Source organism: Acinetobacter sp. BHS4 (genome assembly GCF_018454425.1).
Taxonomy (GTDB): domain Bacteria; phylum Pseudomonadota; class Gammaproteobacteria; order Pseudomonadales; family Moraxellaceae; genus Acinetobacter; species Acinetobacter pittii.
Window position 1 is genome coordinate 1840128 of sequence record NZ_CP075323.1, and the last position, 24012, is coordinate 1864139.

A 24012-nucleotide genomic window follows, 5' to 3' on the forward strand; every position below is an offset into this window, starting at 1 on the left:
TTAGGTGTTATAAAAGTGCAAAAGCATTTTTTAGTTCCATTCGTTTTATCTTTCGTTTTTGTGTTAAACGGCTGTGGCAATGAACAAGTAAGTGATCAAACACAAGTATCTACGGCTAAGGTTACCGTTATTTCAATTCAACCGCAGTCTATTAACTTTAGTGAAAATCTACCGGCGCGCGTTCAAGCTTTCAGAACTGCCGAAATTCGTCCTCAAGTTGGCGGTATTATCGAAAAAGTTTTATTCGCTCAAGGTAGTGAAGTTAAAGCTGGACAACCACTATACAAAATAAACTCAGAAACATTTGAGGCTGATGTAAATAGTAATAAAGCGGGTTTAAATAAGGCTGAAGCAGAAGTAAATCGCTTAAAAATACAACTTGAGCGTTATCAGCAACTTTTACCAAGTAATGCGATTAGTAAGCAAGAAGTAAGTAATGTCGAAGCGCAATATCGACAAGCGATTGCAGATGTTGCTCAAATGAAAGCATTATTAGCTCGACAAAATCTTAATTTACAGTATGCGACAGTGCGAGCACCGATTTCCGGACGTATTGGTAAATCATTCGTAACAGAAGGTGCTTTGGTTAGTCAGGCTGATAGCAATACTATGGCGACTATTCAACAAATTGACCGCGTTTATGTCGATGTAAAGCAGTCTATTGGAGAATATGAGCGCCTACAGGCGGCTCTACAAAGTGGGGAGTTATCTGCCAACAATCAAAAAGCTGTACAGATTTTGAACAGTTTGGGACAGTCCTATAACGTTACAGCGAAAATGCTGTTTGAAGATATTAATGTGGACCCTGAAACTGGGGATGTCACAATTCGTATTGAAGTCAATAATCCTGAAAGAAAATTACTGCCGGGTATGTATGTCCGCGTTAATATTGAGCGTGCTTCGGTTCCTCAGGCCTTACTCGTGCCAGAACAAGCTATTCAGCGCAATATGAATGGTGATCCTCAAGTTTATGTAGTGAATGCCAAAGGTGGCGCAGATGTTCGCTCAGTAGAGTTAGGGCAACAATATGAGCAGTTTTATCTCATCAATAAAGGGTTGAAAGCAGGCGAAAAAGTTGTCGTTGAAGGTATAGAGCGTATCCAGCCCAACCAAAAACTAGCAATTTCAGCATGGAAAGCGGCCTCAACAGAAAATACGGTGAAGCAAGGAGATGCTAAATGATGTCTCAATTCTTTATTCGCCGTCCTGTTTTTGCATGGGTAATTGCAATTTTTATCATTCTATTTGGTGTGCTGAGTATTCCAAAGTTACCCATTGCACGCTTTCCGAGTGTCGCTCCACCCGAAGTGAACATTACAGCAAGTTATCCTGGCGCTACTCCCAAAACGATTAATGATAGTGTGATTACCCTCATTGAACGGGAAATGTCAGGAGTAAAAAACTTACTCTACTATAGTGCTACAACGGATTCGTCAGGAACCGCTGAAATTACCGCGACATTTAAACCCGGTACCGATGTGGATATGGCGCAAGTCGACGTACAAAACAAAATTAAAGCGGTTGAAGCACGTTTACCCCAAGTCGTCCGCCAACAAGGCTTAGCTGTAGAGGCATCTTCCTCAGGCTTTTTAATGCTTGTCGGTTTAAACTCACCTAACCATCGTTATTCAGAAGTCGATTTGAGTGATTATCTGGTACGTAATGTGATCGAAGAGCTTAAACGTGTTGAAGGTGTCGGAAAAATTCAGTCTTTTGGTGCCGAAAAAGCGATGCGAATTTGGGTCGATCCTAATAAATTAGTTTCTTATGGTCTATCGATTAGTGATGTAAATAATGCAATTCGTAACAATAATATCGATATTGCACCAGGACGACTTGGTGATCGTCCTCTAGTTAATGGTCAATTAATTACCATACCTTTATCCGCTCAAGGACAGCTTGAAAATGTAGAGCAGTTCAAAAATATTAGTCTAAAGAACAATATTAGTGGTGCCAATATTAAGTTGTCGGATGTAGCCGACGTAGAAATGGGGGCTCAGTCATATAATTTTGGGATTTTAGAAAATGGTAAACCTGCAACAGCCGCGGCCATTCAGTTGAGCCCTGGTGCGAATGCAGTAAAAACAGCAGATGCGGTAAAACAGAAACTCGAAGAACTAAAAGTAAATTTACCTGAAGGCATGCAATTTAGCGTTCCTTACGATACTGCGCCTTTTGTTAAAATTTCGATAGAAAAGGTCGTTCATACATTAATTGAAGCCATGGTTTTGGTCTTTATTGTGATGTATCTATTTCTTCATAATGTTCGCTATACCTTAATTCCTGCGATTGTCGCTCCAATTGCCCTGCTTGGCACCTTTACCATCATGCTTTTAACTGGTTACTCAATTAATGTGTTAACTATGTTCGGTATGGTGCTTGCGATCGGGATTATTGTCGATGACGCGATTGTAGTCGTTGAGAATGTAGAACGAATTATGGCAACCGAAGGTCTATCGCCTAAAGAAGCGACTTCCAAAGCCATGACAGAGATTACCAGCCCGATTATTGGTATTACTTTGGTACTGGCAGCCGTATTCTTACCAATGGCTTTAGCAAGTGGTTCAGTCGGTATTATTTACCGCCAATTTACCATTACGATGTCAGTCTCAATTTTATTCTCGGCATTTTTAGCTTTAACGCTTACCCCTGCACTTTGTGCAACCTTATTAAAACCAGTTGATGCAAATCATCAAAAGAAAGGTTTTTATGCATGGTTTGACCGTAGCTTTGATAAAGTCACAAAAAAATATGAAGCGATTTTACTTAAAGTCGTTAAACATACTATTCCGACTTTAATTATTTTTGTGGTGATTACAGGTTTAACTTTTGCAGGCATGAAATATTGGCCAACTGCTTTTATGCCAGAGGAAGATCAAGGCTGGTTTTTAACTTCGTTCCAACTACCTTCAGATGCGACTGCTGAACGTACAACAAAAATTGTGAAAGATTTTGAAAACCATTTAAATGAGCAGTCGGATGTTAAAAGCAATATTTCAATTATGGGTTGGGGATTTAGTGGCGCTGGCCAAAACGTTGCACTCGCTTTTACAACCTTAAAAGATTTTGGTGAGCGTGATAAATCTACTACTGACTATACCAACTTCATAAATGCTGAAATGGCAAACAGTAAAGAAGGTACAACTATGTCTGTACTTCCTCCTGCCATTGATGAATTGGGTACATCTTCAGGCTTTAGTTTGCGTTTACAAGACAAAGCAAATTTAGGAATGCCTGCTTTAATTTCGGCCCAAGAAAAGCTCATGGAAATGGCGGCACAAAACAAAAAGTTTTACATGGTTTACCCAGAAGGTCTACCTCAAGGTGACAATATTAGCTTGAAAATCGACCGCGAAAAACTAAACACTCTAGGAGTAAGCTTTGCTTCTGTTTCGGATATTATTTCGACCTCAATGGGATCGATGTATATCAATGATTTTCCAAATCAAGGCAGAATGCAGCAAGTTATTGTTCAAGCCAATGCAAAATCACGAATGCATTTAAAAGATATCTTGAGTTTGAAGGTTGCAGGCGCAAACGGACAACTGGTGTCTTTATCTGAGGTCGTGATTCCTCAGTGGAATAAGTTGCCACAGCAATATAACCGCTACAATGGCCGACCATCATTAAGTATCGCTGGAGTGCCTAACATAGGGGTATCTTCAGGTGATGCGATGCGAGAAATGGAAAAGCTGATTGCCAAACTTCCTCAAGGTATTGGTTATGAGTGGACAGGTATTTCATTACAAGAAAAGCAATCTGAATCTCAAATGGTATTCCTTATTGCTTTATCAATGTTAGTCGTGTTTTTAGTTTTAGCTGCACTTTATGAAAGTTGGTCAATTCCATTATCTGTCATGCTTGTTGTTCCTTTAGGCATCTTTGGTGCAGTATTAGCTATTATGTTAAGAGGAATACCAAACGATATTTTCTTCAAAATTGGTCTTATCACTATTATTGGTTTATCCGCCAAAAATGCGATCTTAATTGTTGAGTTCGCAAAGATGCTCAAAGAAGAAGGCATGACTTTAATTGAAGCAGCCGTTGCAGCAGCAAAGTTACGCCTACGCCCAATTTTGATGACTTCCCTTGCCTTTACTTGTGGTGTTATCCCATTGGTCATTGCAACTGGAGCAAGTTCGGAAACTCAGCATGCATTAGGTACAGGGGTATTTGGAGGTATGATATCTGCCACCATCTTGGCCATCTTTTTTGTTCCCGTGTTCTTTATTTTTGTGTTAGGAGCCGCAGAGAAACTATTTTCCAAAAAGAAAATTAATTCTTAGTTAAATACATTGAGGCGAAACGTATCTATGTTTCGCCTCAATGACTTAGAAATATGAAAAATGTACTGACAGGAAAACGATTAAGAATTAAGGACTTTAAAGACTTTACCTGTTCTAGGATGAGCAAAGCTATTATCTGGATCTAAATTGATGACTTTATCCGAAATCACAATTTTAGAAAGTGGTAACCAGCTCTGTTCCAGTTCAATGTCTACAAAGTTTTTTTCATTGATATTTTCATAAATTTGTTCGACAACGATTTCCATACCACACATACTTTTAGCATTCACTTCTTTTAAGATATGGCGTTTTGACATACTAGTCTCCATTTTTTTATTATCCGCATCGACAATAATAAAGATTGCACTGATACAATATGTAAATTTTAATAATGAAAGTGTTTTCTTTGTTCTAATCATATTTTTGTAATAATTAAATGAATAGTTGAGTGATTATTTAATTTAAATATTATTTTTAAGTTAATCTATTCAATGTAAATATTACTTATTAAAAAATTTACTTTTAATCAAAATTAAAGGGTTCATTAACTGAACCCTTTTTATTTAATTCTAAACTTGTACTGCGTTATCCAGCGAACCATCATCTTTATTTTTAGCAGTGTCTTTACTAATCAATGAGTCTGTATCGCTATCTGTGGTAAAGCTTTTGCTATTTTTTTGCTTTTTCTTGTACATACACATCCCAATCGCGATACCTGTTCCCAATACTATAATTGACTTTAACATTTTGCACCTCTTCGATTAACGGAGTAACTTTTGAGAAATTAGCTTAAATTAATAGCATAAAATTTGTTATTTAACGGCTTTCATTTGCTCCGCTTTTGTAAGGTGTTTATTTTTTATGTTAATTGAAGAGTAAAATAATCCCGAAAAATAAATTTTGATACAAAGCAAAAAGCCTATTCTAAAAAAGAATAGGCTTTTCACTGTATTTCAGGATTAAGCAGTATTATGAATCGCTTTAGGCAATCTTATTATCTTTAAAAATACATTACAAATGTATTTAATGCTGAACTTTTAGTCAAGATGAGATTGAGGGTTTTTACCAATAATTAGCGATTATTGTGATGACTGTCACATTTATATAATTGGGATAAGAAAAAACCCATTTCTACTTCTCATAAAGAAATGGGTGATGTGAAAACCACAAAAGACCTGAAATACCAAATGTTCTTACATTCAGTAAGGTTGAGTGTAGTGAATATACCGAATGGTTGACAATTAAACTATTTGTATTTTTTTTAGTCATTTCGGCCAATAAAAAAATAGTTATGATTCTGTAGATTAACTCTGTTTAGTCATTCATTATTGACCAAAAATTCTATAAAGCACCCTCACCCAATTATTAAGACATATATTTTCAATCAGTGTTTTTGAATAACCACGCTGTTGCATACGTTCAATTAAGCGATGTAGGCCTGTCACATCTTCAAGTTCAGTACCTATAAGTGCACCATCGAAGTCTGAACCAAAGCCCACATGTTCTTCGCCCAAATGATCCATTAAATATTCTAAATGTTCCAAAATTACATCAATCGATGTATCTGCATTGCGTTGTCCATCCGACCGTAAAAAAGCGACATCGAAATTTACGCCTACCATCCCTTTACTTTCCCTTATTGCTTTGAGTTGTGGGTCAGTTAAGTTGCGAGCTTGAGGACATAAAGCATGTGAATTAGAGTGTGTTGCTACAATTGGCTGCTGCAATATATCTACAGTATTCCAAAAAGCTTTCTCATTCATATGTGAAACATCAATCACCATCTTTTTATCAGCACAGCGTTTGATAAAGTCTCTGCCATCACTCGTGAGACCTGCTCCAGTGTCAGGTGAGTGAGGAAACTTAGCATTTAAACCATGTCCAAAACGACTAGGTCTATTCCAGAGGGGGCCAATACTACGTAAGCCTCTTTCATAAAATACATCGAGTAAATCAGGATTTTGTTGTAAAGCTTCTGCACCTTCCATATGCAATACAATTGCTAGCTTTTTCTCTGCTCTGCAATCTTGAATATCTTGAACCGAGGTGCAAATTTTAATATTTTTAGAATACTGAGCAAGTTGGTGAGCTAAATCGAGTTGTTCCAAGCAAATTTGTTCAATTTGCTGTTGCGTAAAATCAGAAGCATTCTGATCAAATAATTTATTGGAATGATGCTGTTGCACATAGCTATATGGTGGTAAAAAAATCGCAAACATTCCACCAATAAAACCAGCCTCTTGACAGCGTTTTAAATCAAGATGGCCTACTAAACGTTCATGAATAAAAGCATGTACAGGATCTGGATGGTCACTTAGCCATAAACGTGTTAATGCGTCATTATGTCCATCAAAAACTGGAATATGGCGAGGCTTCATGAGTATTCCTACTTGCTATATATCTGTAATCGTGTGGACTGGAATATTTTGGGTGGTGCTTAAAGATTTAGAGTTTCTACTATTACGAAATACTAAATTTTGCAAAGGTGCAGCCAACTGACTTTCTGCCCGTGCTTGTTCAATCATTTGATGATACGGCGATTTCCCACATACAGGATCGGCATTAGCCGCATCTCCAGTCAACATATAGGCCTGACAACGACATCCGCCAAAGTCACGGTCTTTATCGGGACAGCTACGGCACCCTTCTGGCATCCATGCATCGCCACGGAAATGATTAAATCCAGTTGACTTGTACCATATATCTGACAATTTATGTTCGCGGACATTTGGAAACGAAATTGGCAATTGTCGTGCTGCATGGCAAGGTAGCGCCATACCGTCTGGAGCAACTGTAAAGAAGATTTTACCCCAACCATTCATACAGGCTTTTGGTCGCTCTTCATAATAATCAGGCACTACAAAAATGAGTTTGCAAGGATGATTTTGCGCTTTTAATTTTTCTCGATATTCATTGGTAATCCGTTCAGCTCGTGTCAGTTGTTCTTGGGTGGGTAATAAACCTTGGCGGTTTAGAAAAGCCCATCCATAAAACTGACAAATTGCCAACTCGACTGTATCTGCATTGAGCTCAAGGCAAAGTTCAATGATTTGTTCAATCTGGTCAATGTTACGTCGATGAATAACAAAGTTAAGCACCATTGGATAATTGTATTTCTTAACCAATCGGCACATTTCATACTTTTGTTCAAAAGCATGCTTTGAACCTGCCAAGGCATCGTTTACAACAGGATCACTCGCTTGGAAGCTCACTTGAATGTGGTCTAAACCCGCTTGTTTTAAATCAGCAATACGTTGTTCGGTAAGGCCCATGCCTGAGGTAATGAGGTTGGTATAAAACCCTTGCTGATGAGCATGTGCAACGAGTTGTTCTAAATCTTGACGTACCAGTGGTTCACCACCAGAGAAACCGAGTTGAACAGCACCCATCTGACGTGCTTGATCAAAAACATCAAACCACTCTTGGGTGGTTAGCTCATTTTTATGCTGAGCGTAGTCTAATGGGTTTGAGCAATATGGGCATTGTAGCGGACAACGATAAGTTAACTCCGCTAATAACCATAAAGGCAGGCCAACACCTTCTGTCATACTAAATCAATCCAGTGTTGCTGCTGTGCGACCAGCATGTAATCCACTACATCTTGATCTATCTCAGCAATATCACCAAATTTTTGCTTTAACTGAGCAATAATTGCAGAAACATTTTGCTGCCCATCAATATATTGTCCAATTGCCCCTGCACTTTCATTTAATTTGATCATGCCTTCAGGATATAAAATCACAAAACCATTTTGAGCTGGCTCGAACTGAAAACGGTAACCTTGTCGCCATGTTGGCACAAGGTTTAAATCAAACTGCTCTTTACTCATTTAAATAGTCCTTTGTGCCAAACTCGTTTGCTTGTCACGCTGTGATATGGTGCTTCATTGTGAACATATGCCAAAGTTAAAGCATCTAAAATGCTCCATAAAATATCCAGCTTAAACTGCAATATTTCAAGCATTCGTTCTTGTTGCTCAAAAGTTGTAAAAGAATCAAGCGTAATCGTTAAACCATGTTCAACATCACGGCGTGCCTGACTCAAACGAGAACGAAAATACTCATAGCCTTTATCATCAATCCATGGGTAGTGTTGTGGCCATGAATCAAGTCGTGACTGATGAATCTGTGGGGCAAAAAGTTCAGTTAAAGAGCTGCTTGCTGCTTCACGCCATGATGCACGGCGTGCAAAGTTTACATAGGCATCTACCGCGAAGCGAACGCCCGGTAAAACTAACTCTTCAGAAATAACTTGTTCGCGACTCAAGCCCACAGCTTCGGCTAAGCGTAACCATGCTTCTCGACCACCGCCATCTGGATATTCACCATCTTGATCGATCATGCGTTGAATCCATTCTTGACGGACTCGCTGGTCGGGGCAATTTGCCATAATTGCCGCATCTTTAAGCGGAATATTAATTTGATAGTAATATCGGTTTGCAACCCAAGCCTGAATTTGTTGCTGGGTGGCTTTACCTTCATACATCATCACATGGAATGGATGATAAATATGATAGTACTGACCTTTATCGATAATAGCTTGTTTGAATTGTTCAGTCGTTAAAGCTTCAGGTGTTTGAGTCATGTTTCACCTTAGAGTTCAATCTGCATGCCGTCATAGGCAACTTCTACACCATTTGCTTTAAGCTCAGCAAACTGGCTAGAATTTTCATTTAAAATTGGATTGGTGTTGTTAATATGAATCAGCACTTTTTTAGATGTACTCAACTGGTTTAAATAAGACAATGAACCACCTTCGCCACTAATATATAAATGCCCCATTTCACGGCCAGTTTTAGTTCCAACCCCTGTTTGTTGCATTTCATCGTCTGTCCAAAGCGTACCATCAATCATGACGCAGTCTGAACTCTGCATAATCTGCATGATTTGATCGTCAATTTTTCCAAGACCCGGTGCATAGAATAACTGCTTTTGTGTTTTATAGTCTTTGATAATTAAAGCGATATTGTCGCCGTCATGTGGATCATGTCGATGCGGTGAATATGGTGGAGCTGCACTTTTAATAATTAAAGGCAAAAATTCTAAATTTTCGAAACCATCAATTTTAAAAGCTTGTTTAGGATTAATCTCATGATATTGAAGACCACCATTCCAGTGTTTGAGCATATTAAAAACTGCAAAGCCGCTCGTTAAATCTTGATGGACCATTTCTGTACACCATACATTCATTGGGCAACCTTCACGTAAGGTTAAAAGCCCAGTGGTATGGTCTAACTGACTATCCATTAAAATAACGCTTGTTATTCCTGTATCACGCAATTTACGCGCTGGTTGCGCTGCTTTAAATTCGAAGAGTTGCTGACGGATATCAGGTGACGCGTTTAATAAAACCCAGTCTGTTCCATTTTCAGAAACAGCAATCGATGATTGAGTACGGGCTTTGGCTTGGATTGTACCTGTGCGCACACCATGACAATTCGGGCAATTACAATTCCACTGCGGAAACCCGCCTCCAGCAGCTGAACCTAAAACATAAATATACATAAAATTAATATCTTATTAGAAAGAGATAAGCCCTAGAACAAGACTAGGGCTTATGACATATTTGATGAAACTGATTAACGTGCTTCAAAGTACATTGTAACTTCAAAACCAATGCGTAAATCAGTAAAAGCTGGTTTAGTCCATTGCATAAATTATCTCCGGTTCATATTAATCTTATGAAATGAATCACTTGATTAAGATTTATAAGGCAATTAAAAATTTATTCTAAATAAAAAAATTGGGTTTGTAGACCACCCCTAGCTAAGATATTGTTCGATAATTGTGTTTTTTGTCCAAATTTTAATATTTCGAACATATTTGCTTATTGGGTGTTTCATCAAACATTCACACTAAAAGCGTATTTTTTATGCGTCTTAATTGATCAAATGATAAAAAATGAAAAATTTAACAATACTTTTTAAAGTAACAACACTTTCTCTGGCTGTAGCATTATTGGTGGGATGTAATGACGATGATGATAATGACACAGCACCACCTGCTCAAAGAAGCAATCAAACCGTAAATATTTTAGCTTTTAATGACTTTCACGGAAATCTTGAGCCACCTAAGCGTTATGTCGAGGCACCAAATCCAAATGATGCTGCTCAATCTGTTCGTATTCCTGTAGGAGGAGTGAGTTACTTCGCCGATGCGATTAAAAAACTTAAAGCAGAGAATCCAAATAATGCTGTGGTTTCGGCAGGCGATTTAATTAGCGCTTCTCCTCTCACCTCTTCTTTATTTTTAGATGAACCAACCATTGAAGTCATGAATGATATTCAAATTGACTTTAATGCTGTAGGTAACCATGAATTTGATCGGGGTACAGACGAATTACGCCGTTTAAAAAATGGTGGATGTCAGCAATATACCAGCACTGCACCTTGTCAAATTAATAAAAATTTTAGCGGTGCAAAATTTGATTTCCTTGCTGCTAACGTAGCAATGAAAAACGACACCAGTAAAACAATCTTCCCTGCTTATAAAGTCAAAACTTATGGTGGAATTCCAGTTGCATTTATTGGTTTAACCCTTAAAGCGACGCCAAGTATTGTTTCTGCGGCGGGTATTAAAGACGTTGAGTTCCGTGATGAAGCAGATACGGTAAATGCCTTGATTCCTGAATTAAAAAAACAAGGAATTGAAGCCATTGTAGTCGTTGTCCATGAAGGTGCGGCGCCAAGTACCAAGCTCAATCAAAAAACATGTGATGGCTTAAGCGGTCCAATTTTGGGTATTTTGGATAAACTTAATCCAGCAGTTGATATTGTTGTTTCAGGTCACACGCATCAATCTTATATTTGTGACTATGCGACAAAAAATCCAGCTAAACCATTCTTACTTACTTCAGCTGGACAATATGGCACGCTCATTACTGACATCAAGATTGAATTAGATGGTAAAACTGGTGATGTCATTAAAAAAGATGCAAAACAGGTTCCTGTACAAAGTGAAGCATATACGTCTGGTACAACCACAGTAAGTCTTACAGATCTCTATCAAAAATTTAGTAAAACCCCAAGCATTGAAGCAATCTTAGATAAATACCGCCAAGCTGTGACCACCATTTCAAGTCGTGTGGTTGGTACATCTACTGCCGTTGTAAGCCGTACTCAAGTCGAAAGTGGTGAAAGTCCGCTGGGTATTATGATTGCCGATGCTCAGCAAGCGGCTGCCTTAAAAGCAAGTAATCAAGGCACAGACTTTACGCTAATGAACCCGGGCGGTGTGCGTGCTGATCTACTTATTAATAGTAATAACCAGATTACCTTTGGCGATGTTTTTGCGGTTCAACCATTCGGTAACTCTATTGTGACGTTGAGCTTAACTGGTAAACAGATTAGAGATGTGCTTGAACAGCAATGGTCTGGCGCAAATGCAAATTCACCTAGAATTTTACAGCCATCTAAAGAGTTGAGTTACCAATATGCGGCAAATACATCTGTTTCACCACGAGCAAGTAACATCATGGTTGCTGGTTCGCCGTTAGTTGACACTAAAGTATATCGCGTGACGGTAAATAGCTTCTTGGCAAATGGTGGTGACAACTTTACGGTATTAAAAGAAGGCCAAAACCGTGTCGGTGGTGGTCAAGATATAGATGCTCTTGAAACTTATGTTGCTAACAACTCACCTTTAAATATTCCAGCTACGACTCGAATTAAAGTTATCAAGTAACTGATTTCATGAAAATAAAGGACAGTATGACGTTGTCCTTTATTTTTTATGGCAGTTTAAAATATTTTTATTCGGTATATAGATTGAGCTCAACACTACTAATATCGACTCCGGTGTTTGCAAAAATAATATCCGTAACTTCATGAAGTAATTCTTTAACTTTCTCATTTTCAAAGTTTAATGCTTCAGAGGTTTTGAGCGAAATGAGGTTACAGCTCATCTTGTCTTTTCTAAGCTTATAAATACTCTTGCTTTTTCCTAGAAATACTCTTTTGATGAGTTTACGGTTTTCAAATTCCGACAAGATTCGATAAATCGTTCCTAGCGTTATTTTATGTTCATTTTTAATTTGCGTATAAATACTCACAGCACTTAAGCCTTGTGGATTTTGATTTAAAATTTCAAAAACCTGTATTCTCGATTTTTTTATTGGTAGTCCATTTAATAATGATTTTGAAGTTGCTGTCATGATTAACTAACCTTAATGTTGAAAAAATATAGAAATTTTTAAAATTATTTTGTCTATACTTACTTGAAAATTATGGAAATGATTTGATGTATAAATCAGAGCTTATTACCCTATAAATAAGCTTTGAGCTGATTATAAGTTTCTGAATAATTTAATATTATTCCTACCTCACTATCTACATGTACGCGTTTGGTGAATAAAAGCATTCTTGAGCTGAACCATATGGCGACCCTCTTCATTAAGTCATTTTCCGACCTCATTCTATATAATGATTAACATATGATAAATATTATCATTTGTGTTTAGCGGTGTATCATATACATATAAGTTTTAATATTCAATATTAAGTAATTATCAAATACATAATGATAACCATTATATATTAATGATTAAATGATGATGAGTTGCCTTCATTCTCTATTATAAGTATTCATTTCCACCCATATAAAAAGCAGATCGATGATCTGCTTTTTATATTTTAAGTAGAATAAGTTAAATCACTATTATGCTAAGGATAGTACATCTTGTTCTTGCATCCATGCATGAATCACTTGTTGTGTTGTCATGACTTGAGCGCATCGTGTACTAGCATATTTTAATGCCATATCGTGCTCTTCGCGGCTAAAGTCAGCTAGTGCATCACCACATAAGAATGGTTGGATGTTTAGCATAAATGCTTCAGCAGCACTCATAAGACAACCAATATGCGCATATACTCCGCAGATAATCAGTTGATCGCGACCAGATTCCCGCATGAGTTGTTCGAGAGGTGAAAATTTAAAAACACTATATCTCCACTTGGTAAGAACCGTATCATTTTTTTGAGGTGAAATTTTTGGCAAAATCTGCGTAAAGCTCGGCTCATTCTTTAAACCAGGTCCCCAAAAATCAGTTAATAACTGTCGATGTTCAGGTGATTGATTGCCCGGTTGTGCTGTATAAACAACGGGAATATTAGATTGATGAGCGGCGTCAATTAATGCTTTGGTGTTTTTAAGGAGTTCTGGAATAGGTTCCTGAGTCAAGTCATAAAAATCTAAAAAATATTGCTGCATATCATGAACCAATAAAACAGCTCGATTGGTATGCAATGGCCAATTTGTTTTGTTGGGAGTAAATTCATGGGCTTGGGGCATACTGTAACTTGCAATCTTTGGAATACTCATTAGTATTTTCCTTTTCTATCTTTAAAAAGATTTGTTTTTTAATTTCAGGGTGTTGTTGTGCTCAAGTAATCTTTAGACCCCAAGCGTAGCTCCCCCGTCTACCACTATTTCTTGCATCGTAATTTGGGCCGCTCGGTCCGAAAGTAAAAAGCTCACGGTATTGGCAATATCATCTGGTTGCGCGAGTTTTCTTAAGGGAATACCTGTTCGGTACTGACTCAAATCACCATCAATTACTGCAGGTGGAGGTGCATTATCAGTCCAGAGTTGTTGCTGCATTTGAGTGAGAGTAGATCCTGGTGAAACGATATTTAGCCTGACTTGATAAGGTGCGATTTCAAGTGCCAGATTGCGACAAAAATGACTCAGTGCAGCCTTAGTGGTGGCGTACATACCAAGTTGCATACGCGGCATGCGTGCACTATTTGAACTAATAGTGACAATACTGCCCTGCCTTTTTGCACAAAAATGTTTAGCAACTTGTTGGCTAATCGCAATAGGTGCCATAACATTGACCGCAAAAAGTGTTTCCCAATCTTCCGTTTTGGCTTTAAGCATGGAGCGCATAATTAATACGCCTGCTGCATTTACTAACCCCGTAATTTCGTATCTTTCTAAAAGCTCTGAAATTAAAGTTTGCGTTTCTTGCTGATAGGTAATGTCTTGTGAGATGCCTTGCCATTGTGAAGTTTGATCTGGCGTTATTGTTTTGCTGATATCCCATTGTTTAGGATTTTCTTGTCGGTCAATACCAATAACATGATAGCCCTGATCTAGTAGTTGCTTGGCAATAGCCGCTCCTATCCCTCTTGCAGCACCTGTGACCACGATGGTAGAGCGCATGTGGATACTCCAATTTATATTATAAAGAAATCTATAAATATAATTGCAAATAATTATCATTCTTATCAAGAGCAAATTAAGATAAAAGATTAATTTATGATCTCAGGCAAATGAGCTTTAGCTTAAAATTTTAAATTAAATTGTTGTTTTATATTAGTTTTATTAAATTTAAAGAACAGAAATATTTTATTATTAATAATCATTTTCAATAAGGCAGGTTTTGGTTTATTCGGCTAAAATCAGGTTTATGGTTTATCGAACCCAGTAACTTTTTAGGGTTCAATCTCCCGCAGGCTCAGAATGAGTTCTCGATAACTCGGACTCTCATAAGTTTGGAAATGCATATAAAAAATGAAAAATTATAGAATCCACATTGTTTCAGTCAGTTGTTTAATCTCTTGAATATCATGACTCACATAAATCATTGGAATTTTTATTTCCTCTTTTACTTTCTGAAAAAAAGGAATAATTTCAGCTTTATGATTCGCATCTAATGCTGATAAAGGCTCATCTAGAAGTAACAGTTTAGGTGAATATAACAATGCTCGACCCAGTGCTACGCGCTGTTTTTCCCCTCCTGAGAGTTTAATGGGCATGCGTTGTAATAAGTGCCCTAACTTTAATAACTCAATAATGTAATCTGCTTCGAAGTGACGTTCTTGTTGAGATAGATGCTTATGACCAAATAATAAGTTTTGCTTTACCGTTTTATGCGGAAAAAGCTGAGCATCTTGAAAAACCAATCCAACATGTCGCTTTTGGGTGCTCAAATTAATGTTTTGATCCGAATCAAACCACGTTTGATCTTGTATTTTAATGAGTCCACTACGCGGTGTGTTCAGCCCTGCAATGGCATGTAAAATCGATGTTTTACCTGAACCTGATGCACCGAATAAGCCAATAACATAAGCATCTGACTGGAAACTAGGTTTAATATGAAATTGGCCCATTTGTAGCTGAAAACGGCAATCAATCAACATAATTCTACCGTCCTAAGCGCTTTTTTTGATAACGATGAAACCACTGTGCAAACCATAGGGCTAAAAAAGCCACGCTTAACGATAAAACAATAAGCCTTTGAATAGCTGCTTCTGTATCGGGCTGTTGCATTAAGCTATACATAGCTAGAGGCAAAGTGCGTGTTTCATTTGAGATATTACCCACAAAGGTAATGGTTGCACCAAACTCACCTAAACTGCGGCAAAAACATAAAATAGTACCAATTAAAATACCACTGCTGGCAAGAGGTAAAGTGACATGAAAAAATGCCCCTAAAGATGAGGCACCTAGTGTCTTTGCTGCCATTTCTAAGCGCTGATCGACCAGTTCAATTGCTAGTCGAATCGATTGCACCAATAGCGGAAAACCCATCACTGCCGAAGCAAGAACGGCACCTTTCCAGTTAAATGCAAAATCAATTCCGAGTGGCGCCAAATATTGCCCAATAATGCCTCGGCTACCAAATACCTGTAATAACAAATAACCAGGAACCACTGGCGGCAGCACCAAAGGTAAAAACACTAAAGTTTCAATGAATGACTTACCCCAGAACTCTTTACGCGCCAAAAACCATCCCACACAAATTGCAGGAATAATACTGATGACAAGACAACTTGCTGCAACCTTACAAGAAAGTTGCAGCACGCTGAGTTCTTCTGGGGTTAAAGAAAACATTATGGCTTGACTGGAGCCAACACACTAAAGCCATATTTTTTAAAGACAGCTTTAGCTTGGTTGCTTTGTAAAAATTGATAGAACTTTGCTGAATTCGGACTTTTTTTAATCATGCCTACTGGATAAATAATTGGCGAATGCGTATTTTCTGGAAATACACCAGCTACTTTCACGTCTTTGCTAATTGCTGCATCGGTTGTATAAACAATCCCAACCTGACATTCACCACGTGCAACAAAGTTTAATGCAGCTCGAACATCTTCTGTTTCGACTAATTTTGGCTCAATACGACTCCACCAACCTAAATTAGTAAAAGCTTGTTTAGCATACTTTCCTACAGGCACACTTTTGGTATCCCCTGTACAAACCTTTCCTGTAAACACTTTATTTGGATCAGTCGTTTTATCTAGTTTTATGTTTAATGACTGCCCTTTTGGGGTAATTAACACCAAACGATTACCTAATAAATTTATACGGTCATTTGCTGCAACTCGTTTTTTATTTTGTAGATAATCCATCCACTGGGTATCTGCTGAAATAAAAATATCAGCTGGTGCTCCAGCTTCAATTTGTTTAGCTAAGGTTGATGATCCTGCATACGAAGTTTTAACTTCTACTTTATTCTGTTTTTCATAAATTTTTTCTAAATCATTAATTGCATTGGTTAAGCTCGCTGCTGCATAAACGGTAACCGATTCAGCCTTGGCTGGAACATTAAAGACCAATCCTATGCTGAGGACTGAACAGGCTAAAGCCAATTTTTTTATCTTCGTATCACTTACCATTATTTTTACCTTTTTGTCGTTTTTGCGGCGATATATACCCAAGAATATAGCGCTACACGAAGATTATGAAAAGCATAATTCGCTAAATATAGATGATCGGAATGAAGGCAAATAGCGCAATTTGTATTTAGAACTTCATTTTGGTGCACTCGGTAGTGAGTACTAAGCATTTAAGAGCACTATATAAAACTTATTTTCTTACAAATGTTAGTGAGTTATTTGATTGGTTTTATGGTTACCCCTATGCCAAAAAACACATAGAGATAACCATAAAGATCAGTCGTTTATGCCAGCTACTTTTTTAGATACGCAATAAAAAACGCCTATCCCAAACCATCTTTTACGATAGTGCAGAATAGACGCCATTGTCTGTGTAACTGAAAATTGCAGCAGTGCTTTTTCAGCGTGCAATTTATATTAAGCAAAAGTTATACCAAATTAAAAGATTTCCTGCCTAAACAATCTTTTATCTTAACCTTTTAAATAGCTACTCATAATTTGATAATCATGTTCTAAGGCTTGTCGAGCATTGATTTCCATTTGGCGATAATGCTGTAAGACTTTCTGCCCTAAAGCTGTAACAGCTGCCCCACCACCATGTGTTCCGCCTGTTTGCGTTTCCACTAAAGCTGTTTCAAAGCACTGATTCATGGTGTCGACCAACTGCCACGCACGGCGGTAACTCATATTCATAGATTTTGCAGCTTGTGAGATCGAACCAGTTCTTTCAATTGCTTCAAGTAAATCTGCTTTACCCGGACCAAATGCGATGTTTTGCTCTAAAAGAATTCTAATTTGTAATTTTAAGTTTTGTTCTTTCATAGACTTAGTTCACAAAATTTCATTTTATGCTCCTTAACATTATAAGGAACTTTGATAGGTTAAAACACATAGAATTTTTAAATCTATACTCTTTCCTAAAAAGAGTTCGATCAAAAAATCAAAACTGCACAAAGTGGATAAAGATCTGGAAAAAACGGATAGAGGCAAAGGCTTAATCGCGGTTCAATCAGTTAAAAGCTGATTGATTGGAGGATTGAGCAATGACCTCATCTAATTTAAAACAATGGAATGATTTTATAGATGGATGTATCGACTTCCGTCCTAACGATGGCGTGTTTCGTATTGCACGTAATATGTTTACCGAGCCTGAACTATTTGACTTGGAAATGGAATTTATTTTTGAAAAGGTTTGGATTTATGCATGTCACGAAAGTGAGATTCCAAACAATCATGATTTCCTAACAGTTCAAATTGGTCGTCAACCGATTATTGTGAGCCGTGATGGTAAAGGCGAATTACACGCAATGGTCAATGCTTGTGAGCATCGCGGCGCGACCTTAACCCGTGTTGCTAAAGGCAATCAATCTACATTTACCTGTCCATTCCACGCATGGTGCTATAAGTCAGATGGTCGTTTGGTGAAAGTCAAAGCACCTGGTGAATATTGTGAAGATTTTGATAAATCAAGCCGTGGTTTAAAACAAGGCCGTATTGCCAGCTATCGTGGATTTGTATTTGTAAGCCTTGATACTCAAGCAACAGATTCACTAGAAGACTTTTTAGGCGATGCAAAACTATTCCTTGATTTAATGGTTAACCAGTCGCCAACAGGTGAACTCGAAGTATTACAAGGCAAGTCATCTTATACTTTTGCAGGCAACTGGAAGCTACAAAATGAAAATGGCTTAGATGGTTACCATGTAAGTACTGTTCACTATAACTATGTCTCTACAGTTCAACACCGTCAGCAAGTTAATGCATCAAAAGGTGAAGAACTCGACACGCTCGACTATAGCAAGTTAGGTGCCGGTGACTCAGAAACTGACGATGGCTGGTTTAGTTTTAAAAATGGACATAGCGTATTGTTTAGTGACATGCCGAACCCAACAGTTCGTCCGGGTTATAGCACGGTTATGCCATATATGGTCGAAAAATATGGCGACAAATATGCTGAGTGGGCAATGCATCGTTTAAGAAATTTGAACTTGTACCCTAGCCTATTCTTTATGGACCAGATTAGTTCACAGCTCCGTATTGTTCGTCCTGTGGCATGGAATAAAACCGAAGTCATCAGCCAATGTATTGGGGTTAAAGGTGAATCTGCGGAAGCACGCCGTAACCGTATTCGCCAGTTCGAAGATTTCTTTAATGTGTCGGGTCTTGGTACGCCGGATGATCTAGTTGAATTCCGTGAGCAACAAAAAGGTTTTCAGGCACGGCTTGAACGTTGGAGCGATATTTCTCGCGGTTGTCAGTCTTGGGAATATGGCGCGACCAAAAACTCACAAGATTTAGGCATTCAACCCGTCATTACTGGCCGTGAGTTTACTCATGAAGGACTCTATGTAAATCAACATGGGCACTGGCAACGTCTCATGCTCGACGGCTTAAACAAGAAAGCCTTGAAAATGCAGGATATTACTTTTGAAAACAATGCCGTAATGGATGAGGTGTAACCATGTCACAAGAACTACATTTTGCTGTATCTCAGTTTTTGTACAAAAAGGCAGAGCTTTGCGATGCTTATGACTGGGATGCCTATCTAGAGCTTTACGATGAAGATAGTGAATATCATATTCCACAATGGATTGATGACCATAACTATGTTCAAGATCCAAATCAGGGCTTGTCTTATATTTATTATGCAGACCGTACTGGACTCGAAGACCGTGTATTCCGTATTCGTACCGGAAAAGCTGCGTCTGCAACTCCGTTACCACGTACGTTGCACAGCATAAACAACATTCGAGTTAAAACATTGGATGATGGATTAATTGAAGCAAAAGTTGCATGGCAAACGCTTTATAACCGTCAAGGTTTAGAAGGCTGTTTTTACGGACACGCTACTTATCTTTTACGCCAAACAGCAGATGGTTTCCGCATTCGTCGTCAGCACAGCATTTTGCTGAATGACAAAATTGATTCCGTTTTAGACTTCTATCACGTTTAAGGGGAATGAAAATGGGACATTCAGTTGCACTTAACTTTGCCGATGGCAAAACCTTTTTCATTTCGGTAAATAACGACGAATTGCTGCTTGATGCAGCAGTTCGCCAAGGAATTAACCTGCCGCTAGACTGCCGTGAAGGTGTTTGTGGTACCTGTCAGGGTCAGTGTGAAACCGGGATTTATGAACAAGAATATGTTGATGAAGATGCATTAAGTGAACGTGATTTGGCCGAGCGCAAAATGTTAGCTTGCCAGACGCGTGTGAAATCAGATGCAGCTTTTTATTTCGATCATGATTCTGCTATCTGTAACGCTGGTGATACCTTAAAAATTGAAACCAAAGTCACTGCGGTTGAGCTGGTTTCTGAAACGACAGCAATCTTACATCTTGATGCAAGCAATCATGCTGAACAACTTCAGTTTTTACCGGGTCAATATGCTCGTTTGCAAATACCGGATACTGAAGACTGGCGTTCTTATTCTTTTGCAAACAGACCAAATGCGACCAATCAATTGCAATTTCTCATTCGCCTCTTGCCAGACGGTGTGATGAGTAATTACCTGCGTGATTGTTGCCAGGTCGGACAAAGCTTACTTATTGAAGCACCGCTTGGTAGTTTCTATTTACGTGAAGTAGAGCGACCACTGGTTTTTGTGGCAGGTGGAACTGGTTTATCAGCTTTCTTGGGAATGCTTGATAACTTGGTGGATCAACCAAACTCACCTGCAGTTCAGTTGTATTACGGCGTAAATAATGAATCCGATTTATGTGAACAACAACGTTTACATGCCTATGCTGAACAGCTACCCAACTTTAGTTATCACCCGATTGTGACTAAGGCAACGGAAGCTTGGCAAGGTAAAGCTGGTTATATCCATGAGCACTTAAATAAAGATCAACTGGCCGAGCAGGCTTTTGATATGTATTTATGTGGCCCACCACCAATGATTGAAGCCGTTAAAAATTGGTTAGATGAGCAAGCTTTGCAAAACTATCGTATTTACAGCGAGAAGTTTTTACAGAGCAATACATCACGTTGAAGTATAAATAATTTAAAAACCACTAAACCTGAAATCATTCAATATACTCTGTAGGGGGTATATTGAATTTTTGCATTTAAATTAAAAGTTTTTATATATCAATAATATAAAATAATAAATTCCGACAAAATAAATTGACCAGCTCACTCGGATTTGCTATATATTTTGATAGATCTTAAGGAATAAGATCATGATGAGATTAACTTATAGCACCTTTTATATCCCCCTATTCTATTTCTCGAATTTACTAAATTGATGGACAAAATCCGATGTAAAAATTTGAGAAAATCACATTAACTAGCGGTTAAATTGGTCTGTATTTTGCTTATATCTCATTGTAATTTGCGAGTAACTTAATTTTTTAAGTGCCGTATTTACTTGCTGTGCAGCGAAGTTTTAAAGCTCTTGCAATACAAGTAAATACAGGAGTGAGCCAAAAGGGATAAATATGAACCAAGCCAACTCCCCAGAACTCAGTGGGCGTCATTTTCAAAATGAGTCTATCTTTACCAATCATAATCTGGTGTTTGATCACCACGATTTAAGCGAAACTTGCCGAAATGTAGGCCAAATTTTTAAACCACATGATCTTAAAATCTCTCAGCAGAAGCGAGATTTCAGTGCAACCATGCACCATGTTAAAACAGGCGCATTGTCTATTAGTCGCTTGGAATATGGCGCGGATGTCATTATTGAACCAGATCATCTGGATAACTTTTACCTCATTCAAATTCCAACTCAAGGCTACGCAGAAATCGAGTTTGGTTCACAAAGGTTTATTTCTTATTCTCACGTTGCATCTCTTATTTCTCCTCAGCAATCGTTACGTATGCGCTGGCACGCGAACTCACCGCAGCTCATTCTAAAAGTGTCAAAGAATGATTTTACTTACCATTGCCGTCAGCACATTGCCGATTCAGAGAACAACTTACTCGTTTTTGATCCAAAATTGGACTTTTCTACACAAAGTGGAGCCTACTTTTTACAGCTCGTTAGAACATTAATGGATGCTTTAGCATGTGAGCAACATCCACTCCATCATCCTTTAGCTTTTAAACAGTTTGAGTCAAATTTGTTTAATGCGCTCATTTATGGTCAACCCAATAACGCATTACATAAGTTTGATCATTATAAAGAAAAAAACAGTCTCTCCTTATTTCGTGAAGCGTATAGAAGCCTATATTAAAGAACATTTACATGAGCCGCTTAATGTCGAAATTTTGGCTGAACATGCAGGCGTGAGTGTGAGAACATTATTTACTGGTTTTAAAAATTATTTGGGGACTACCCCAATGTCTTATTTAAAAGAATTACGTTTTGAACAAGCCCATTTAGAGCTGATGCACAATGAAAATCTCTCTGTAACTGACGTTGCATTTAAATGGGGATTTAGTCATTTAGGCCGTTTTTCACAAGAATACAAACGCCGTTATGGGGAGTTACCATCTTCTACCCGCCGTACTGTTCACAGCGAAGGTTCAGGCTTAATTACTTCAATTTTTTCTTAAAACAAATAGATAAAGCCTTTTATATCAATAAATATAAAAGGCTTTTTTATGACTTAAAAATGATGAACATAGCGAACTTGTAGTCGTGTTCCCTCTGGACGATTTTCAGCATCTTGCTCAAAATAAGCATTTGCGACCAAATGATCATTTTTAGAAAAGCTATACATTGCACCCGGGCCAATTGCCCAGACTTGCTCACGTCTACCTTTGACTTTTTCACCATCGACTTCGGTATCAGTGACTTGTTTTAACCAATAGCCATTGAGTCCTAAGCGAAACTGTTCAGTAATGGCATAATCTGTTGCAAAGTTTGCATGAATTGCTTGCCCAGCTTGCATATCATTAGCTCCAGCAAACGCATAGCTCGGGTCATCATTTTTAAAGTTGTAGAGATAATGGATACGCGTTGAAGCTGTCCATTTTGGACTAAACCAATATGTGGCAGCCCAATAAGGGTCAAATGAAACAGCGTTATTACCTGGATTAATATCTTTTTGCTGGTCGTATTCCCCAGTAGGTAAATTCACCTGAAACTCAAAACGATGTACAAATTTCGGCCCTTGTGCACCCATGATTGGATCGAACTGAATAAAAGGTCCAATCATAATGTCTCCAAAGCCACTTTGGGCCTTAATGGCAGCATTATTCAAGCCATCATCCATGTCCATTTTGCTGACAAAAGGAATTAAAAAATTCATGCCTAGACTGGCTTTATCTTTTACTCGGACATTCGATAAATAACTAATCTGTTCAACCAGTACTTGATAATTTAAATCTGTTTTAGGTAAACCGAGTTTTTGTCCATTGGCATCGACCAGTTTACTGCTATCGTAATTTTGAAAATAGGTTTGAGCATACCAGCCGGGTCCTGCGGGTAAACCGCCATCGAGAAAGCTGGTCATACCTAAGTTTACGGTCGGTAAATCATAGGCATGTGTAACCAATGGCAAACCCAACAATATCCCTGCTAAAAAGCCATGTTTAATTAAATTGCTTTTCATCTTCTTATTTCCTATAAAAAATCACGACCGGATTGATCGTGATTGTGGTGAATTAATGGGTTAATTCTGGATGCTCAGCGGCAATCCGATACTTTCCTGCGTGGAATACCAAAGGCTCACCTTGGCGTTGTTGGTACTGTTCAATTTGGCCAATAAAAATCAGGTGATCTCCGCCTTCATACTGATTTACATTACGGCAAACCAAGGTTGCGAGTGCATTAGTCAAAATTGGAACGCCAGCATTGCATTGTTGATGGGCAATGCCTGCAAATTTGTCTTCGGCACCTCGAGCAAAATGTCCCGAAAGCTGATGATGCTCTTGTGCCAACATGTGAATGGCAAAATATTCAGCTTCTATAAAATCAGACAAACTTGGTGCCGTTTTTGAAAGGCTCCACAAAATTAATGGCGGATCTAAAGACAGCGATGAAAATGAATTGGCTGTCATACCTATTTTCCGGCCATCTTTTCCACGAGTTGTAATCACGGTAACGCCAGTTGCAAACTGACCAAGTAAGTTACGAATTTCTCTTGGGTTTTCAGTATTAATCGCTTGCAAAGCTAAAGTTTCAATTTTGTCCATTTTTAAATCTCCCTTTGATATT

23 protein-coding genes and 1 pseudogene are annotated in these 24012 nt (G+C 38.1%); 7 read left to right on the forward strand and 17 right to left on the reverse strand.

The features are described 5' to 3' along the window. Positions 1–15 precede the first annotated feature (15 nt). Both KIP84_RS08755 and KIP84_RS08760 read left to right on the forward strand, forming a co-directional pair. Positions 16–1182 (forward strand): efflux RND transporter periplasmic adaptor subunit, encoded by a 1167-nt coding sequence (locus tag KIP84_RS08755; RefSeq protein ID WP_057070833.1) that lies wholly within the window; start codon positions 16–18, stop codon positions 1180–1182. After that, positions 1179–4286, forward strand: coding sequence for an efflux RND transporter permease subunit (locus KIP84_RS08760; RefSeq protein WP_213689761.1), 3108 nt, complete (start codon positions 1179–1181; stop codon positions 4284–4286). Before KIP84_RS08755 ends, KIP84_RS08760 begins: the two co-directional genes overlap by 4 nt. A gap of 80 nt (positions 4287–4366) precedes the next feature. On the opposite strand, the gene KIP84_RS08765 is transcribed toward KIP84_RS08760, so the two are convergent. The 8 genes from KIP84_RS08765 to pqqA all read right to left on the reverse strand — a co-directional run bounded on the left by KIP84_RS08765 (position 4367) and on the right by pqqA (position 9939). Beyond that, positions 4367–4603 (reverse strand): hypothetical protein, encoded by a 237-nt coding sequence (locus KIP84_RS08765; protein WP_014206727.1) that lies wholly within the window; start codon positions 4601–4603, stop codon positions 4367–4369. Positions 4604–4855: 252 nt separating this feature from the next. Further along, positions 4856–5032 (reverse strand): hypothetical protein, encoded by a 177-nt coding sequence (locus KIP84_RS08770; RefSeq protein WP_002113575.1) that lies wholly within the window; start codon positions 5030–5032, stop codon positions 4856–4858. 579 nt (positions 5033–5611) lie between these two features. Next, positions 5612–6664, reverse strand: a complete 1053-nt coding sequence (locus tag KIP84_RS08775) for a dipeptidase (protein ID WP_086354828.1) — start codon at positions 6662–6664, stop codon at positions 5612–5614. Between the two features lie 15 nt (positions 6665–6679). Next, entirely contained in the window at positions 6680–7834 is a 1155-nt protein-coding gene (gene pqqE / locus KIP84_RS08780) for a pyrroloquinoline quinone biosynthesis protein PqqE (RefSeq protein ID WP_213689762.1), read from the reverse strand. Further along, positions 7831–8115 (reverse strand): pyrroloquinoline quinone biosynthesis peptide chaperone PqqD, encoded by a 285-nt coding sequence (gene pqqD, locus KIP84_RS08785; protein ID WP_017481150.1) that lies wholly within the window; start codon positions 8113–8115, stop codon positions 7831–7833. The genes pqqE and pqqD overlap by 4 nt, the downstream gene beginning before the upstream one ends. After that, positions 8112–8870 carry a pyrroloquinoline-quinone synthase PqqC gene (gene pqqC / locus KIP84_RS08790; RefSeq protein WP_002113690.1) on the reverse strand — a complete coding sequence of 253 codons (759 nt, stop codon included), beginning with the start codon at positions 8868–8870 and terminating at the stop codon, positions 8112–8114. Before pqqC ends, pqqD begins: the two co-directional genes overlap by 4 nt. Positions 8871–8878: 8 nt before the next feature. Then, a complete protein-coding gene (gene pqqB / locus KIP84_RS08795) occupies positions 8879–9790 on the reverse strand; it encodes a pyrroloquinoline quinone biosynthesis protein PqqB (RefSeq protein ID WP_213689763.1) in 912 nt (303 codons plus the stop codon). Positions 9791–9864: 74 nt separating this feature from the next. Then, positions 9865–9939 carry a pyrroloquinoline quinone precursor peptide PqqA gene (pqqA, locus tag KIP84_RS08800; RefSeq protein WP_001982218.1) on the reverse strand — a complete coding sequence of 25 codons (75 nt, stop codon included), beginning with the start codon at positions 9937–9939 and terminating at the stop codon, positions 9865–9867. Between the two features lie 247 nt (positions 9940–10186). Between pqqA and KIP84_RS08805 the strand changes: the two genes are divergently transcribed. Continuing rightward, positions 10187–11968, forward strand: a complete 1782-nt coding sequence (locus KIP84_RS08805) for a bifunctional metallophosphatase/5'-nucleotidase (RefSeq protein WP_213689764.1) — start codon at positions 10187–10189, stop codon at positions 11966–11968. Between the two features lie 67 nt (positions 11969–12035). Here KIP84_RS08805 and KIP84_RS08810 read toward each other — a convergent pair whose 3' ends face one another. The 7 genes from KIP84_RS08810 to KIP84_RS08840 form a co-directional block, all read right to left on the reverse strand. Beyond that, positions 12036–12437, reverse strand: a complete 402-nt coding sequence (locus tag KIP84_RS08810; RefSeq protein WP_086395109.1) for a transcriptional repressor — start codon at positions 12435–12437, stop codon at positions 12036–12038. Between the two features lie 503 nt (positions 12438–12940). Then, positions 12941–13603 (reverse strand): isochorismatase family protein, encoded by a 663-nt coding sequence (locus KIP84_RS08815; RefSeq protein ID WP_213689765.1) that lies wholly within the window; start codon positions 13601–13603, stop codon positions 12941–12943. A gap of 72 nt (positions 13604–13675) precedes the next feature. Beyond that, positions 13676–14446 (reverse strand): SDR family oxidoreductase, encoded by a 771-nt coding sequence (locus KIP84_RS08820; RefSeq protein WP_213689766.1) that lies wholly within the window; start codon positions 14444–14446, stop codon positions 13676–13678. A gap of 359 nt (positions 14447–14805) precedes the next feature. Continuing rightward, on the reverse strand, positions 14806–15426 hold the full coding sequence (locus KIP84_RS08825) for an ATP-binding cassette domain-containing protein (RefSeq protein WP_213689767.1): 621 nt from the start codon (positions 15424–15426) through the stop codon (positions 14806–14808). 4 nt (positions 15427–15430) lie between these two features. Beyond that, on the reverse strand, positions 15431–16123 hold the full coding sequence (gene modB / locus KIP84_RS08830; protein WP_199984365.1) for a molybdate ABC transporter permease subunit: 693 nt from the start codon (positions 16121–16123) through the stop codon (positions 15431–15433). Next, on the reverse strand, positions 16120–16905 hold the full coding sequence (gene modA, locus KIP84_RS08835) for a molybdate ABC transporter substrate-binding protein (RefSeq protein WP_213689768.1): 786 nt from the start codon (positions 16903–16905) through the stop codon (positions 16120–16122). Before modA ends, modB begins: the two co-directional genes overlap by 4 nt. A gap of 471 nt (positions 16906–17376) precedes the next feature. Then, positions 17377–17727 (reverse strand): LysR family transcriptional regulator, encoded by a 351-nt coding sequence (locus KIP84_RS08840; protein ID WP_000664122.1) that lies wholly within the window; start codon positions 17725–17727, stop codon positions 17377–17379. A 221-nt stretch (positions 17728–17948) separates the two neighbouring features. Between KIP84_RS08840 and antA the strand changes: the two genes are divergently transcribed. The 4 genes and pseudogenes from antA (at position 17949) to KIP84_RS08860 (ending at position 22406) form a co-directional block, all read left to right on the forward strand. Then, positions 17949–19364 carry an anthranilate 1,2-dioxygenase large subunit gene (antA, locus tag KIP84_RS08845; protein WP_213689769.1) on the forward strand — a complete coding sequence of 472 codons (1416 nt, stop codon included), beginning with the start codon at positions 17949–17951 and terminating at the stop codon, positions 19362–19364. A 2-nt stretch (positions 19365–19366) separates the two neighbouring features. Further along, positions 19367–19858 carry an anthranilate 1,2-dioxygenase small subunit gene (gene antB / locus KIP84_RS08850; protein WP_000076809.1) on the forward strand — a complete coding sequence of 164 codons (492 nt, stop codon included), beginning with the start codon at positions 19367–19369 and terminating at the stop codon, positions 19856–19858. A gap of 5 nt (positions 19859–19863) precedes the next feature. Further along, the gene (gene antC / locus KIP84_RS08855) at positions 19864–20898 is read left to right on the forward strand and encodes an anthranilate 1,2-dioxygenase electron transfer component AntC (protein ID WP_213689770.1); all 1035 of its coding nucleotides are present in this window, start codon (positions 19864–19866) and stop codon (positions 20896–20898) included. A gap of 448 nt (positions 20899–21346) precedes the next feature. After that, positions 21347–22406: pseudogene (locus tag KIP84_RS08860) on the forward strand (AraC family transcriptional regulator). A 53-nt stretch (positions 22407–22459) separates the two neighbouring features. Here KIP84_RS08860 and KIP84_RS08865 read toward each other — a convergent pair. Together KIP84_RS08865 and KIP84_RS08870 are read right to left on the reverse strand one after the other, a co-directional pair. After that, complete coding sequence (locus KIP84_RS08865) at positions 22460–23407, reverse strand: transporter (RefSeq protein WP_213689771.1); 948 nt, start codon at positions 23405–23407, stop codon at positions 22460–22462. Between the two features lie 52 nt (positions 23408–23459). Beyond that, on the reverse strand, positions 23460–23990 hold the full coding sequence (locus KIP84_RS08870; protein WP_213689772.1) for a flavin reductase family protein: 531 nt from the start codon (positions 23988–23990) through the stop codon (positions 23460–23462). Positions 23991–24012 lie beyond the last annotated feature (22 nt).